The organism is Aeromonas sp. QDB63 (assembly GCF_027707425.1).
In the GTDB taxonomy this organism is placed as follows: Bacteria; Pseudomonadota; Gammaproteobacteria; order Enterobacterales; family Aeromonadaceae; genus Aeromonas; species Aeromonas caviae.
Genome location: NZ_JAPCIS010000009.1, coordinates 67,394 through 81,533 on the forward strand (window position 1 = coordinate 67,394; position 14,140 = coordinate 81,533).

The 14,140-nt window shown below is 62.5% G+C and carries 9 protein-coding genes and 3 tRNA genes; 8 read left to right on the forward strand and 4 right to left on the reverse strand.

The window, feature by feature from the left end; genetic code table 11:
• The first annotated feature begins 1 nt into the window (after position 1).
• The 3 genes from PG879_RS08580 to PG879_RS08590 all read left to right on the forward strand — a co-directional run bounded on the left by PG879_RS08580 (position 2) and on the right by PG879_RS08590 (position 270).
• Positions 2–77, forward strand: a tRNA-Val gene (locus tag PG879_RS08580).
• Positions 78–99: 22 nt separating this feature from the next.
• Positions 100–175, forward strand: a tRNA-Lys gene (locus PG879_RS08585).
• Positions 176–194: 19 nt separating this feature from the next.
• A tRNA-Val gene (locus tag PG879_RS08590) sits at positions 195–270 on the forward strand.
• A 47-nt stretch (positions 271–317) separates the two neighbouring features.
• On the opposite strand, the gene PG879_RS08595 is transcribed toward PG879_RS08590, so the two are convergent.
• Positions 318–2,423: a methyl-accepting chemotaxis protein gene (locus tag PG879_RS08595; RefSeq protein WP_210600655.1), complete on the reverse strand. Its 2,106-nt coding sequence runs from the start codon at positions 2,421–2,423 to the stop codon at positions 318–320.
• A gap of 142 nt (positions 2,424–2,565) precedes the next feature.
• Here PG879_RS08595 and nadA point away from each other — a divergent pair, with 142 nt between their 5' ends.
• Positions 2,566–3,639, forward strand: coding sequence for a quinolinate synthase NadA (gene nadA, locus PG879_RS08600; RefSeq protein ID WP_052816503.1), 1,074 nt, complete (start codon positions 2,566–2,568; stop codon positions 3,637–3,639).
• 70 nt (positions 3,640–3,709) lie between these two features.
• Here the strand turns inward: nadA and PG879_RS08605 are convergent, their stop codons facing one another.
• Positions 3,710–4,570, reverse strand: coding sequence for a D-hexose-6-phosphate mutarotase (locus tag PG879_RS08605; protein WP_210600653.1), 861 nt, complete (start codon positions 4,568–4,570; stop codon positions 3,710–3,712).
• A 105-nt stretch (positions 4,571–4,675) separates the two neighbouring features.
• Positions 4,676–5,671 carry a type I glyceraldehyde-3-phosphate dehydrogenase gene (gene gap, locus PG879_RS08610; protein ID WP_010672882.1) on the reverse strand — a complete coding sequence of 332 codons (996 nt, stop codon included), beginning with the start codon at positions 5,669–5,671 and terminating at the stop codon, positions 4,676–4,678.
• Positions 5,672–6,016: 345 nt separating this feature from the next.
• Between gap and malQ the strand changes: the two genes are divergently transcribed.
• From malQ to msrB, 4 genes are all read left to right on the forward strand, one after another.
• On the forward strand, positions 6,017–8,206 hold the full coding sequence (gene malQ, locus PG879_RS08615; RefSeq protein WP_210600651.1) for a 4-alpha-glucanotransferase: 2,190 nt from the start codon (positions 6,017–6,019) through the stop codon (positions 8,204–8,206).
• 82 nt (positions 8,207–8,288) lie between these two features.
• Positions 8,289–10,466, forward strand: coding sequence for a 1,4-alpha-glucan branching protein GlgB (gene glgB / locus PG879_RS08620; protein WP_210600649.1), 2,178 nt, complete (start codon positions 8,289–8,291; stop codon positions 10,464–10,466).
• Positions 10,466–12,607, forward strand: a complete 2,142-nt coding sequence (gene glgX, locus PG879_RS08625; protein WP_210600645.1) for a glycogen debranching protein GlgX — start codon at positions 10,466–10,468, stop codon at positions 12,605–12,607. Before glgB ends, glgX begins: the two co-directional genes overlap by 1 nt.
• 145 nt (positions 12,608–12,752) lie before the next feature.
• Positions 12,753–13,139, forward strand: a complete 387-nt coding sequence (gene msrB / locus PG879_RS08630) for a peptide-methionine (R)-S-oxide reductase MsrB (RefSeq protein ID WP_210600644.1) — start codon at positions 12,753–12,755, stop codon at positions 13,137–13,139.
• Between the two features lie 70 nt (positions 13,140–13,209).
• Here the strand turns inward: msrB and PG879_RS08635 are convergent, their stop codons facing one another.
• The gene (locus tag PG879_RS08635) at positions 13,210–14,079 is read right to left on the reverse strand and encodes an AraC family transcriptional regulator (RefSeq protein ID WP_210600643.1); all 870 of its coding nucleotides are present in this window, start codon (positions 14,077–14,079) and stop codon (positions 13,210–13,212) included.
• Positions 14,080–14,140: the final 61 nt, after the last annotated feature.

The following is a 14,140-nucleotide window of genomic DNA, read 5'->3' on the forward strand; positions in this document are numbered from 1 at the left end:
TGGTCGTTTAGCTCAGCTGGGAGAGCACCTCCCTTACAAGGAGGGGGTCACTGGTTCGAGCCCAGTAACGACCACCATGCTTTAAAAAATGATTTCGATGGGTCGTTAGCTCAGTCGGTAGAGCAGTTGACTTTTAATCAATTGGTCGCTGGTTCGAATCCAGCACGACCCACCATCATTTCAGTCATATCCCAGGTCGTTTAGCTCAGCTGGGAGAGCACCTCCCTTACAAGGAGGGGGTCACTGGTTCGAGCCCAGTAACGACCACCATATTGAAAAGCCCGCAGCGATGCGGGCTTTTTCGTTTCCGTCTCTCATCAGGTTCGCAGTCGATCCAGCTCGCTTGCCAGGGTGGTGGCCGCCTGTTCCAGTGCCTCGCTCAGGCGCTGGCTGGCATTGGCCTCTTGTCCCAGGGTGGTGGCGGCGTCGCCGATGCGCATCAGGTTCTGGTTGATGGTGTCGCTCACGGCACTCTGCTGCTCGGCGGCGGTCGCCACCTGGCTGATGTGATCATGGATCTGCTGGATCTGGGTGACCACTTGATTGAGTGCCTCGAAGGCCTGCTCCGTGCCTTCAACCGTGCTCACCGAGCGGGCGATCCCCGTGCTCATCAACTGCTGGCTGCTGGTGACCTCGGTTTGCAGGCTGCCGATGAGCTGCCCTATCTCGTCGGTGGATGAGCGGGTCTTGTTGGCCAGCGCCCTCACCTCGTCCGCCACGACGGCAAAACCCCTGCCCATGTCGCCGGCCCGCGCCGCCTCGATGGCTGCGTTGAGGGCCAGCAGGTTGGTCTGTTCGGCAATGGCCCGGATCACATCGAGAATATGGCTGATATTGGTGCTGCGCTGGGCGACCTGGGCGACCGCCTTGTCGGCCTGATGCATGTCCTCGACCAGGGTATGGATCTCGTTGCGGGCCCTGCTCAAGGTCTGCTGGGCCGTGCTGACATGGTGGGTCGCCGCTTCAGACTCCTGCGCCGCCTGTTCCGCATAGCCCGCCACACTGACTGCCGTGGTGCTCATCTCGTGCATGGCGCTGACCACGCTCTCCAGCTCCAGGCTCTGATCATCCAGGCTGCTGCGCATGGCATCGGCCGTCTGTTTCATGCCCCTGGCCTGCTGATGCACCTGTTGCCCTATCTGCTTGCTGCCCTGCACCATGGCCCTCAGCTTGCCGAGGAAGGCATTGAGATGCCTGCCCAGCTCGATGAGCTCCTGGTGGGTGTCGATACGCATCTGCTGGGTCAGGTCGCCTTCATTGCTGGCGAGGTGGGAGACGTGGCGGCTGATGAGGGAGAGGGGCGCCGTGATGGTCTGGATGAACCAGACAAGCAGGCCCAGGGCCACCAGGGTGATGACAACGATGGCAACCAGCTGCTGCTGCTGGGTAGCCTGCAACAGGCTGCCGAGCTGCTGGCTGATGGTGTTGGCCTGGCTGAGGGCGAGGGCCTTGGGCACCTTGATCATCAGCCACCACTGGTTGTCGGCGGCCTCGATCCGTATGGGCTGCTGCAGGATGAAATCGCTGTCGGTATCGGCGGGGTGTCCATTCGGGGTAACCAGTCCGGCCTCTGTCAGGGGGCGCCCCAATTTGTCCGAATGGCGGTTGCTGCCGACGATGAAGCCCGTCTTGCTGACCAGGGTGACCTCGGCCTGGTTGTCATAGAGGCTCTTGCCTAGGTGCTCGGCCAGTTGCTGGAAGATGGGCAGGTTCATGTCGACCCCGGTGATCCCGGCAAACTTGCCATCTTTGAGGACGGGCACCGTCAGGCTGGTCATCAGCATCTTCTGGCCAGTGCTTATCTCGTAGAGGTAGGGTTCCATCAGGCAGGGGCGACGAGTCTCGCGACCGCAGAGATACCACTCGCTGTTGCGAATGCCGAATTCATTGCGCGAGGTGTCGAACTTGGCGTCACTGGTGGCGGCATCTATGGTCTGCTGCGCGATGTTTCCGTTCTGTTCCCGGGTGAAGTAGACCTCGAGACTGCCCTTGCCGGCAACCGAATGGCTGGCGCCCGTCTGCCAGTCGGCGTCCTGTCCGTCGTAACCGTTGGGTTCGAACTGGGCGTAGATGGAACTGATCCCGTTTGCCTGGCGCAGGCGGCTGCCAAGCAGCAGCTCCACTTGTGGGCGACTCAGCCGCTGGTCCGGCTGGGCCATGCTTCCTTCAAGCTGCGCCGCCATGCCGAGCGGTATCTGATAGGCCTGCTGCAACTGGTCTTCGATCTGCACTGCATACCGCTCTGCCTGGAATTGCAGGGAACGGGAAACCTCCTGCTCCAGGGCGCCACGGGTCTGCGCCATGATGTCATCGCGCAGGCCGTTCAGCGAGGAGGACTGTATCCATGTCATGGCGACGCCACTGGCGAGAAAAAGTCCCAGCGTGAGCAACAACAACTTGGTCTTGAGCGAACGTTGTTTCATTCGACAACTCCTTTTGGCAAGAATGACAACGATATGGTCGGAGCGGATCCTGACAGTTGTACTGTACTGGATTTGTTGATGGGTTTGTGCACGGCTTCTGGTTATAATTTTGGCCTTCCCGAGCGTTGATGGAACAGTCGCAATGAGCAATGCACTGAGCAGTATTCCGCCGGTAGTCGAGATGGACTACCCCTTCCCGGCCAAACCACAGCCCCTGACTCCCGAGCAGAAGGCGACCCTGATCGCCGAGATCAAGGTGCTGCTCGAGGCGCGCCAGGCCGTGCTGGTTGCCCATTACTACACGGATCCCGAGATCCAGGCCCTGGCAGAAGCCACCGGTGGCTTCGTGGGTGACTCCCTGGAGATGGCCCGCTTCGGTCGCGACCATGCGGCCCAGACCCTGATCGTGGCTGGTGTGCGCTTCATGGGAGAGACCTCCAAGATTCTGAGCCCCCACAAGCGGGTGCTGATGCCGACGCTGGAGGCCGAGTGCTCTCTTGATCTGGGTTGTCCCATCGACCAGTTCTCCGCCTTCTGCGATGCCCACCCCGATCACATCGTGGTGGTCTATGCCAATACCTCGGCAGCGGTGAAAGCACGGGCCGACTGGGTGGTCACCTCCAGCATTGCGCTGGAGATCGTCGAACATCTGGACAGTCAGGGTCACAAGATCATCTGGGGCCCGGACCGCCACCTCGGCGCCTACATCGAGAAGAAGACGGGGGCCGAGATGCTGCGCTGGCAGGGGCACTGCATCGTGCACGACGAGTTCAAGGCCAAGGCGCTGCGCGAGCTCAAGGCCCAGAACCCGGATGCCGCCGTGCTGGTGCACCCGGAGTCTCCGGCCTCCGTCATCGAACTGGCGGATGCGGTGGGTTCTACCAGCCAGCTCATCAAGGCCGCCAAAGAGCTGCCCCAGCAGAAACTGATCGTGGCGACCGATCGCGGCATCTTCTACAAGATGCAGCAGGCATGCCCGGAGAAAGAGATGGTGGAGGCGCCCACCGGTGGTGATGGTGCCACCTGCCGCAGCTGCGCCCACTGCCCCTGGATGGCGATGAACGGCCTGGTGGCCATCAAGGAGGCCCTGACCGACGGCGCCGAGCGTCACGAGATCCATGTGGATGAGGCACTGCGTCTCAAAGCGCTTGTCCCGCTCGACCGCATGCTGGATTTCGCCGCCGAGCTCAAGCTCAAGACCCAGGGCAACGCCTGACTGACGCTGATGGCAAGATGCAAAGAGGGCTCCCGCGGGAGCCCTCTTTATTTATCCGTCATCTGTATCGTCAGATGATGACGGTGGAGAAGCTGTGCTCCTCGTCGGGCGGGACGGTGATCCCGTCCTCGGCGGTGATGGCCGCCTCGACACAGAGCATGGTGCGATAACCGTTGTCACTCATGTCGGCCATGGCGCTGGCCCCTTCCTGCCAGGGGGTCCAGACCACCACGCTGTCGTGGTTGCCGTTGACCACCCGGGTGGTGCGCTCACCATCCTGCACGCTGACCATGGCATCGGGCTGGCGGTAGATGCGATCCATGGCTGCGGTGACGGTCAGCGCTCCCTGTTGCAGTTCGTTTCGGCCGGTCAGCTTGTCCAGATAGGGTTCGCCGAGGCCGGTCACGGTCACCGCTTCCGGCGCACTGATCTGCAGGTAGGTGTGCAGGGCGGCATTGTAGGTGAGCGCTGACTTGCCGGTGTTGCGGGTGGTCAGCACCAGGGAAAGCTCCTTGCCGACCAGTACGTCCAGCTCCAGCTCGAAGGCATGGGGCCAGAGTGTCCTGCTGGCATCGTTGTCACGCAGGGAGAGGTGGACGAGTGTGCCATCCCCGTGATCGGAGACCCCATCCAGCGTCCACAGGCAGTTGCGTGCGAAGCCATGAGCCGGCTTGCCGCTGCCAACGCGAGCGGGGGAGGGGCCGAACCAGGGCCAGCAGAGGGGAATGCCGCCGCGAATGGGCTTGCTGCCATCCAGTATCGCCTTGTCGCTGAGCCAGAGAGAGGCCGGCTCACTATGGCGTTGGTAACGCAGCACATGGGCGCCAAACAGGCTTATCTCGGCCCTGGCGTGCTCATTGTCTATGGTCAGCAGGGGCAGGCCATCCTGGCTCAGGGTGCAGTGGGCAGTCAGCGTACGTGTCGGTGTCATAAAGGCTCCAGTGCTCGGGGACATTCAGAAAGGGTCCGTGATTCAGAATACAAAAAGGCGGCCATTGGCCGCCTTTTTTCAAGCTACGCGATTGCGCATCCCAAATTACTTGGAGATGTGAGCGATCAGGTCCAGAACCTTGCTGGAGTAGCCCATTTCGTTGTCGTACCAGGAGACGACTTTCACGAAGGTCTTGTTCAGCTGGATACCAGCCTTGGCATCGAACACGGAAGTCTGACGCTCACCCAAGAAGTCGGTGGAAACCACTTCGTCTTCGGTGTAGCCCAGCACGCCCTTCATGGCGCCTTCGGAGGCAGCCTTCATGGCCTGGCAGATTTCAGCGTAGGACGCTTCTTTCTTCAGGTTGACGGTCAGGTCAACAACGGACACGTCCGGAGTCGGCACGCGGAAGGCCATGCCGGTCAGCTTGCCGTTCAGTTCCGGGATGACCACGCCAACAGCCTTGGCAGCACCGGTAGAGGACGGGATGATGTTCTGAGCCGCACCGCGGCCACCGCGCCAGTCTTTGGCAGACGGACCATCAACGGTCTTCTGGGTAGCAGTGGTAGCGTGAACGGTGGTCATCAGGCCGGATTCGATACCGAAGGTATCGTTCAGAACCTTGGCGATGGGGGCCAGGCAGTTGGTGGTGCAGGAAGCGTTGGAAACGATGTCCTGGCCAGCGTAGGAATCCTGGTTGACGCCCATGACGAACATCGGGGTAGCGTCTTTGGACGGACCGGTCAGTACGACTTTCTTGGCACCGGCAGCGATGTGCTTTCGAGCGGTTTCGTCGGTCAGGAACAGACCGGTTGCTTCGGCAACAACGTCAACACCGATTTCGCCCCATTTCAGGTTGGCCGGGTCACGTTCAGCGGTAACACGTACGGTTTTGCCGTTGACGATCAGGTTGCCGTCTTTGACTTCAACAGTGCCCTTGAAGCGACCGTGAGTGGAGTCGTACTTCAGCATGTAAGCCATGTAGTCAACGTCGATCAGGTCGTTGATACCAACCACTTCGATGTCAGCACGCTCAGCGGCCAGACGGAAAACGAAACGACCGATACGGCCAAAACCGTTAATACCTACTTTGATAGTCATAATTGGTTACCTAACTGTTCAGTAGTCAAAGAAAATTCCGTTTGTAAATTTACTAGAACTCCCTCGCGAGTCAACCAACAATCTGCGCGAAATTGCGCTATATCATGAAAAACTGTGAAATTTATTTTCGGTTTATGTAACTGGCTACCAACTTTTGTTGAATGCATCATCAGCAAAGTCGGTGGCAGAGAACAACAATAGTGCCTGCCCGGTCACACATCCAGCCGGGGAGATATGTAAAAATGTGCGCGGTTTAGCATGGCCAAAGAGCCACTGTTCAAATACCAACCAAAAAATTAATCACAAAATAGCGTAGACAGAATCCACAGCGGGAATTCTCAAACTATGACCACCCTGATTGAACAGCTGGCTGCCGCCAAAGGCATTGCCAGTGAGTATGTTGATGCCTGGGGCCAGCCGGCCCTGGTATCCGAAGAGAGCAAGGCCGCCATGCTGGGCGCCATGGGTTACCGCGTCGACGACGAGGCCGCCCTGACCGAGCAGCTGGAGCAGGAGCATCGCCAGCACTGGCTGCGGCCACTGGATCCCGTGATGGTGGTCCGCAGCGGCGAGCCCATCAGCCTCGAAGTCCGTCTGCCCATCGAATTCGTCAACGACGCCCTCACCTGGCAGCTCCAGCAGGAGCAGGGTGCCGTGCTGTCCGGTCAATTCACTCCCATCGAGGGTGAGCTGGTCGGGGTGGCCGAGTTCGAGGAGATGGAGTGCCAGGCCTATCGCGTCACCCTGGATGTCCAGCCGGCGCTGGGTTATCACCAGCTCATCCTGCTCGAAGAGGGCAATGACGAGCCGCTGGCCACCATGCGTCTCATCGTCGCCCCCAAGTCCTGCTACAAGCAGGCGCCCATCGCCAATGGTCGCAAGGTGTGGGGCCCGAGCGTGCAGCTCTACTGCCTGCGCAGCCGCCACAACTGGGGCATCGGCGACTTCAGCGATCTCGGTCAGCTGGTGGAGAAAGCCGCCGCCTGGGGCGCCCACTTCGTCGGCCTCAACCCCATTCATGCTCTCTATCCGGCCAACCCGGAGAGCGCCAGCCCCTACAGCCCCTCTTCCCGTCGCTGGCTCAACGTCGCCTATATCGATGTGGAGGCGGTGCCCGAATTCCTGAGCAACGATCGCCTGAAGGCGGAGGTGGCGAGCCCGGCCTTCCAGCAGCACCTCACCTCCCTGCGGGTCAAGGACAACGTGGACTACACCGGCGTCATCCAGACCAAGATCGGCATGCTGCGCCAGGTGTTCGACCAGGCCAGCTTCAGCGCCGAGCGCCAGGCTGCGTTCGATGCCTTCGTGGCCGCCGGTGGCGACAGCCTGCAACAGCAGGCGGCGTTCGATGCCCTGCAGGCCCACTTCTATGCCAAGAGCGACAACGCCTGGGGCTGGCCGGTCTGGCCTGAGCAGTTCCGTGACTACCACAACCCGGCCGTTGCCGCCTGGATGGCCGAGCACAACCAGGACGTGGCCTTCTACCTCTACCTGCAGTTCCTGGCCGACGAGCAGCTGGCCCAGGCCGATGCCCGCGCCAAGGCCGCCGGCATGGTGATGGGGATCTACCGGGATCTGGCGGTGGGTGTCTCCGAAGGCTCCACCGAGATCTGGGCGAACCGGGATCTCTACTGCCCGAAAGCCTCGGTCGGTGCGCCGCCCGACATTCTCGGCCCCCTCGGCCAGAACTGGGGCCTGCCCCCCATGAACCCGAACCAGCTGTTCGAGGCGGCCTACCAGCCCATGGTGGATCTGTTCCGCGCCAACATGCGCTCCTGCGGTGCCCTGCGTATCGACCACGTGATGGCCTTGCTGCGCCTGTGGTGGGTGCCGCCCGGAGAGTCCGCCGCCAAGGGTGCCTACATCTATTACCCGGTCAACGACCTGCTGGGGATCCTGGCCCTCGAATCCCACCGCAACCAGTGCCTGCTGATCGGCGAGGATCTCGGCACAGTGCCGGAGGGGATCGACGTGACCCTGAAGGAGAACGGCGTCCACTCCTACAAGGTGTTCTTCTTCGAGCGCTCCAAGGACGATGGCGGCTTCATCTCCCCGGCCCACTACGCCGAGCAGGCGATGTCGGCCCTGACCACTCACGACATGCCGACCCTCAAGGGCTTCTGGCATTGCGACGATCTGGCGTTGGGACGCGAACTGGGCCTGTATCCGGATGAAGAGGTGCTCAAGACCCTGTATGCTGATCGCCACCAGGCCAAGCAGCGGATCCTTGACAGCCTGCATGCCCATGGGGTCATCTCTGGCAATATCAGCCACGACGTGAACTGGGTCGGCATGAACACCGAGCTCAACCACGGTCTGCAACTGCACATGTCCCGCGGCAGCTGTGCCCTGTTCAGCACCCAGCTGGAAGACTGGCTGGAGATGGACAAGCCGGTCAACGTGCCGGGCACCAGTTACGAATACCCCAACTGGCGTCGCAAGCTCTCCCGGGATCTGGAGGATATTTTCGCCGATGAGGCGCTCAAGAATCTGGCGGGCAAGATGAGCCGGGCCCGTGACGAGGCCAGCCGTTGAGCCTTAATCGCCAACATGTGACTCACTTTCATCCGCTTCGGCCCAGGCCGAAGCGGATGTTCAGCCATCAAAGGAAATGTCGATGCCCGTTGAACGTTTGGTTGCCGCCCGCTGTGCCGATCCCTTCTCCCATCTAGGCCTGCTGGCCAATCCGGATGGGCCAGGCCTGAAACTCACCGCCTGGTTGCCCGATGCGCTCGAGGTCCGGGTCAGAGACCTCAAGTCAGGCAAGATAGTTGCCACCCTGACTGCCGCTGACGAAGCGGGCCTCTTTGAAACTGTTTTCACCCGCCGCAAGAATCCCTTTCCCTACCAGCTCATCGCCAGCTACGCCGACGCCAGTGCCGACATCATAGACCCCTACCAGTTCCAGGCCGCCGCCTGGGAAGGGTTGGCGGAGCTGACCTGGCAACCGGAAAACCTCTACCACACCCTAGGTGCACAACTGCGCACAGTGGAGCACCTCGGCCAGCAGGTGGAGGGGGTGCGCTTCGCCGTCTATGCGCCGAGCGCCACCGCGGTGAGCCTCATAGGCGACTTCAACTTCTGGGATGGCCGTCGCCACCCCATGCAGCGCAGCCAGTGCGGTCACTGGGTGCTGTTCGTGCCGGGGCTCAAGGCCGGGGATCGCTACAAGTTCGAGCTCAAAGACCCCATGGGCAACCGGCTGCCCCACAAGAGCGACCCGGTGGGTTTCTACTGCGAGCAGTACCCCTCGTTCGCCTCCGTGGTCTATGACCACGATCAGTACCAGTGGCAGGATGCCGCCTGGCGCGAGAGCCAACGCAACGACAAGCTGGAGCAGCCGCTCTCCATCTACGAGCTGCACGTGGGCTCCTGGAAGCGCCACCCCAACGGCGACAGCCTGAACTGGCGCGAGCTGGCGGTGGAACTGGTGAACTACATCAAGGAGATGGAGTATACCCACATCGAGCTGCTGCCGGTCTCCGAGCACCCGTTCAGCGGCTCCTGGGGCTACCAGCCGGTGGGCATGTTCTCCCCCACCAGTCGCTACGGCAGCGCCGACGACTTCAAATACTTCGTGGACCAGTGCCACCAGGCCGGGATCGGCGTCATCCTCGACTGGGTGCCCGCCCACTTCCCGTCCGACGCCCACGGCCTGGCCCGCTTCGACGGCACCCCGCTCTACGAGTACGAGGATCCGCGCCGTGGCTGGCACCCGGACTGGAACTCCTACATTTATGACTTCGGTCGCGATACCGTGCGCCAGTTCCTGGTGGCGAGCGCTCTGTTCTGGCTCGACAAGTTCCACGTCGACGGCCTGCGGGTGGATGCGGTCGCCTCCATGCTCTATCTGGACTACTCCCGCAACGCCGGCGAGTGGGTGCCGAACGTCGATGGCGGCAACCACAACTACGAGGCAATCAGCCTCTTGAAGTGGACCAACGAGGAGGTGTACGGCAAGTACCCCCATGCCATGACCATCGCCGAGGAGTCCACCGCCTTCGCCGGGGTTTCCCGTCCCACCTTCCTCGGCGGCCTGGGTTTTGGCTTCAAGTGGAATATGGGCTGGATGCACGACACCCTCAGCTACATGCAGAAGGAGCCCATCCACCGCCGTTACCACCACAACGACATGACCTTCTCCATGGTGTACCACTATGACGAGAACTTCATCCTGTCCCTCTCCCACGACGAGGTGGTCCACGGCAAGCACTCCCTGCTCTACAAGATGCCCGGCGACGAGTGGCAGCAGGCCGCGAACCTGCGCGCCTACATGGGCTTCATGTATGCCCACCCCGGCAAGAAGCTGAACTTCATGGGTACCGAGATCGCCCAGAGCAATGAGTGGAACCACGACGCCCAGCTGCCCTGGCACCTGTTGCAGTATCCCAAGCACGGCGGCCAGCAGCGGCTGATCCGGGATCTCAACCACCTCTATCGTCACGAGGCTGCCTTGTATCAGGCCGATTATGAACAGGCCGGTTTCCGCTGGCTGGATCACAACGACGCCGACAACAGCATCTTCGCTTGGCTACGGGCGGACAAGCTGGGGGCGCATCCCCTGATGGTGGCCTGCAACTTCACCCCGGTGCCTCGGGTCGGCTATCGCCTCGGGGTGCCGGCGGCCGGCCACTATCGGGTGGTGCTCAACACCGACAGCGAGCATTACTGGGGCAGCAACTATGATGTGGGTCTGGTCTTCGTCGCCGAGCCGACGCCCTGGCAGGGCATGGCGCACAGCATAGTGCTGGATCTGCCGCCGCTCGCGACCTTGTTCATCAAACAGGAGTCTTGATGTTCGCAATGGAAAACGGGGTGGATCACCCGCTGGGCGCCCGGCTCGACGAGACGGGCTGCCACTTCTGCGTCTGGGCACCGCAATCGGACAAGGTGGAGCTCTGCCTGTTCGACGAAGAGGAGCAGGAGCAGGCCCGGCTGGCCCTGCCCGGCCGGCGAGGCCAGTACTGGTTCGGCCATGTGCGCGGCGTCAAGGCCGGTCAGCGCTACGGTTATCGGGTCCATGGCAGCCCCCAGGACGGCCTGTTGTTCGACCCGGACAAGCTGCTGATCGACCCCTATGCCAGGGCACTGAGCCGTCCTACCTACTGGGACGACGCCCTCTATCAGGGGGACAGCGCGGCCATGGTGGCCAAGTCCGTGGTGGTGGACGATGCCTTCGACTGGCAGGGGGTCGGCAAGCCCGGCATCCCGCCCGAGCGGGTCGTGCTCTACGAGACCCACGTCAAGGGCTTCACCCGCCAGCACCCCGGGATCCCCAAGGAGCTGCAGGGCACCTATCTGGGCATCAGCCACCCGCTGATGATCGAGCACCTGCAGTCGCTGGGGGTCACCTCGGTGCAGCTGATGCCGGTGGCGGCCTTCATGTCCGAGCCCAGGCTCGAGCAGCTCGGGCTCACCAATTACTGGGGCTACAACCCCATCGCCTTCTTCGCCCCCGAGCCGCGCTACGCGGCGAAGGAGGCGGTAACCGAGTTCAAGACCATGGTGCGGGAGCTGCACCGGGCCGGGATCGAGGTGATCCTGGACGTGGTCTACAACCACACCGCGGAATCCGGCTTCGACGGCCCCATGCTGTCGTTCAAGGGGTTCGACAACGCGGGCTACTACGCCTTCGAGTCGGGGGCCCACGGGCCGGACTACCACCGTCACGCCAACGTCACCGGCTGTGGCAACAGCGTCAATCTGGATCATCCCAACACCCTGCGGCTGGTGCTCGACGCCCTGCGCTACTGGGTCACCGAGATGCAGGTGGACGGTTTCCGCTTCGATCTGGCGGTGACTCTGGCGCGGGAGGCGGGGGAGTTCGATCCCATGAGCGCCTTCTTCAAGGCCATGATGGCGGATCCCGTGCTGGCGCGGGTCAGGCTCATCGCCGAGCCCTGGGACATCGGCCCCTTTGGCTATCGTCTCAGCCAGTTCCCGAGCCAGTGGCTGGAGATCAACGATCGCTATCGCGACACGGTGCGCGCCTTCTGGCGCGGCGACGCGGGCAAGATGGGGGACTTCGCCACCCGGCTGGTGGGCTCGCGGGATCTCTTCCCGAAGAACTGGCGCGCCCCCCACACCAGCGTCAACTACCTCTGCTATCACGACGGCTTCACCCTGGAGGATCTGGTCTCCTACAACCAGCGCCACAACCAGGCCAACGGCGAGGACAATAGAGACGGCCACGGTCACAACCTCTCCCATAACCACGGGGTGGAGGGGCCGACGCTCGACCCCAGGGTGAACAACCTGCGCCAGCAGCAGAAGCGCAACCTGATCGCCACCCTGCTGCTCTCCCAGGGGACGCCGCACTTCCTCGCCGGGGATGAGATGGGCCGCAGCCAGCTTGGCAACAACAACGCCTACTGCCAGGACAACCAGATCAGCTGGGTCAACTGGCAGTTGCGCCCGGAGGACGAGCGGCTGCTCGCCTTCACTCGCCAGATGATGGCGCTGCGGGCGGAATCCGGGGTCTTCTCCAACCTGCAGCTGAGCGACGACAGCTGGAATGGCAAGGCGACCAGCTGCCACCAGGTCAACTGGTACCACCCGGACGGCCACCAGCTCACCGATCAGGACTGGCATGCCCCCATGGGTCAGGCGTTCGCCATGGACATCGGCATGATCGGCTGCACCGGCGAGCGCTGGTTCGTGCTGTTCAACGCCAGCGATTACGACATCCAGTTCCGCCTGCCACCGCCGGGGGAGGGGATGGAGTGGATCCAGACCATAGACACCGCCACCAACGACGGCCTGCCCTTCCTGCCGGACGACATCAAGCGGCAGGTGGCGGTCGGGCGCGCCCACTCCCTCAAGCTGCTGGAGCGGGTCGCCCTGCCGGCGGTGGCCCTGGCCAGGGAGGGGGTAGTCGCCACGCAGGATGTTGCCGCCGTGTTGCCAACGGGATCACAGTTCCCGCTGGCAGGGTAGAGTGAAACGGCCTGACTCGGTATGCTGGTCACCGCTACACATGGCAAGGAGTCCATATGAATGGCAATAATCCTGGACGGTTGCGTAGCAATCCCGAGAACCGCGCAGTTTCATATCTGCCCGGTCAGCATGACGAGGAGTCAGTATGAGCGGTAACAATCCCGAGCAGTGGCGCAGCAAGTTGAGCGCCGAGCAGTTTCACGTCTGCTGGGAGAAGGGGACCGAGCGGCCCTACAGCGGTACCCTGCTGCACAACCGCAAGAGCGGCGACTACCTGTGCGTCTGCTGCAAGAGCGTGCTGTTCCACTCGGATGCCAAGTTTGACTCGGGCTGCGGCTGGCCCTCGTTCGATCGGGCCATCGAGGGGACTGTGACCTACACCGAGGACAACAGCCACGGCATGAAGCGGGTGGAGATCACCTGCCGTCAGTGTGGCTCTCACCTGGGTCACGTCTTCCCGGACGGGCCGACCGAGACCGGCCAGCGCTACTGCGTCAACAGCCTGAGCCTGGATTTCGAGCCCGACGCCTGATCCCCGACACGACCAGCGGCGCCTCCCTTCGGAGGCGCCGCTTTTTTATCTCCCCCTGTCAGGTGCCGGGCTATGCCAGCGGCAGGTAGATGTCGGTGACCAGCTCATGGGTGGGCACCTCGTGTACAAAGTTGTGGTAGTGGAAGAAGAGCGGAAAATCCCGCAGCTCTTCGCCGCTGGCGGGCAGCCAGTCGCGGTAGAGCGCCCGGGCACAGTCGGCCAGGAGGTCGTGGGAGCCGTGGTGGCGTACCACGGCGCAGCGCCCGGCCGGGATGAGGGCATTCTTCACGCCCCACTCATTGTCCTCGGCGACGGGGGCCTCGACGCTGCCACAGAGGGTAAAGCGAAACGCCGCACCCTCCGTCGTGGCGGGGTCGTCCGGCGCCAGGCCATAGGTCCGGCTGGTGGCGACCGGGGAGCCGCCCGTGGCCTTGCGCCACTGGATGAAGCGCGCCGCGGTGTCGTTGATGCGCTCGGGCAGGCCCTGATGGGTCAGGGCGGCGACGGCGGTCTGCGGGAACTGGATGATGTCGACTCGCATGGGGTCAATCCTCTTTGTGGGGGGCCGTGGCAGGCAGCGATGCCAGCTGGCCCAGTCCGGGTGCTGCCTGAACTGGCTGGGCGTCAGGCCGAACGTCTGCTTGAAGGCGCGACTGAAAGATTCGCCATGCTGGAAGCCGGCATCGAGGGCGATATCAGTCACCTTGTCCAGAGGAGCGAATGCCAACCGGTAAGAGGCTCGCTTCAGCCGCAGCAGCTGGATGTAACGCCCCAGCGGCACGCCGCAGTAAGCGGCAAATTGCCGATGAAAGTGAAAGGGCGAGAAGTGCGCCACGGCGCTGAGCTGCTCCAGCGACAGGTCGTCGTCGAGATGGCGCTCGATGTGCTCTGTCACCGTTTGAAAGCGTCGGCGGTAGGCCTCTGTCTGGTTGTGATCCATGGTCTCTCCTCTGTGCTGCCCACTATCGGCCAACGGGCCCGAGCTGTCCTGACGGATCTTG

What these genes read in the sequence shown, in the direction of transcription:
- PG879_RS08595 (WP_210600655.1), bottom strand. Translation starts at nt 2,423, where the DNA reads ATGAAACAACGTTCGCTCAAGACCAAGTTGTTGTTGCTCACGCTGGGA.
- nadA (WP_052816503.1), top strand. Translation starts at nt 2,566, where the DNA reads ATGAGCAATGCACTGAGCAGTATTCCGCCGGTAGTCGAGATGGACTAC.
- PG879_RS08605 (WP_210600653.1), bottom strand. Translation starts at nt 4,570, where the DNA reads ATGACACCGACACGTACGCTGACTGCCCACTGCACCCTGAGCCAGGAT.
- gap (WP_010672882.1), bottom strand. Translation starts at nt 5,671, where the DNA reads ATGACTATCAAAGTAGGTATTAACGGTTTTGGCCGTATCGGTCGTTTC.
- malQ (WP_210600651.1), top strand. Translation starts at nt 6,017, where the DNA reads ATGACCACCCTGATTGAACAGCTGGCTGCCGCCAAAGGCATTGCCAGT.
- glgB (WP_210600649.1), top strand. Translation starts at nt 8,289, where the DNA reads ATGCCCGTTGAACGTTTGGTTGCCGCCCGCTGTGCCGATCCCTTCTCC.
- glgX (WP_210600645.1), top strand. Translation starts at nt 10,466, where the DNA reads ATGTTCGCAATGGAAAACGGGGTGGATCACCCGCTGGGCGCCCGGCTC.
- msrB (WP_210600644.1), top strand. Translation starts at nt 12,753, where the DNA reads ATGAGCGGTAACAATCCCGAGCAGTGGCGCAGCAAGTTGAGCGCCGAG.
- PG879_RS08635 (WP_210600643.1), bottom strand. Translation starts at nt 14,079, where the DNA reads ATGGATCACAACCAGACAGAGGCCTACCGCCGACGCTTTCAAACGGTG.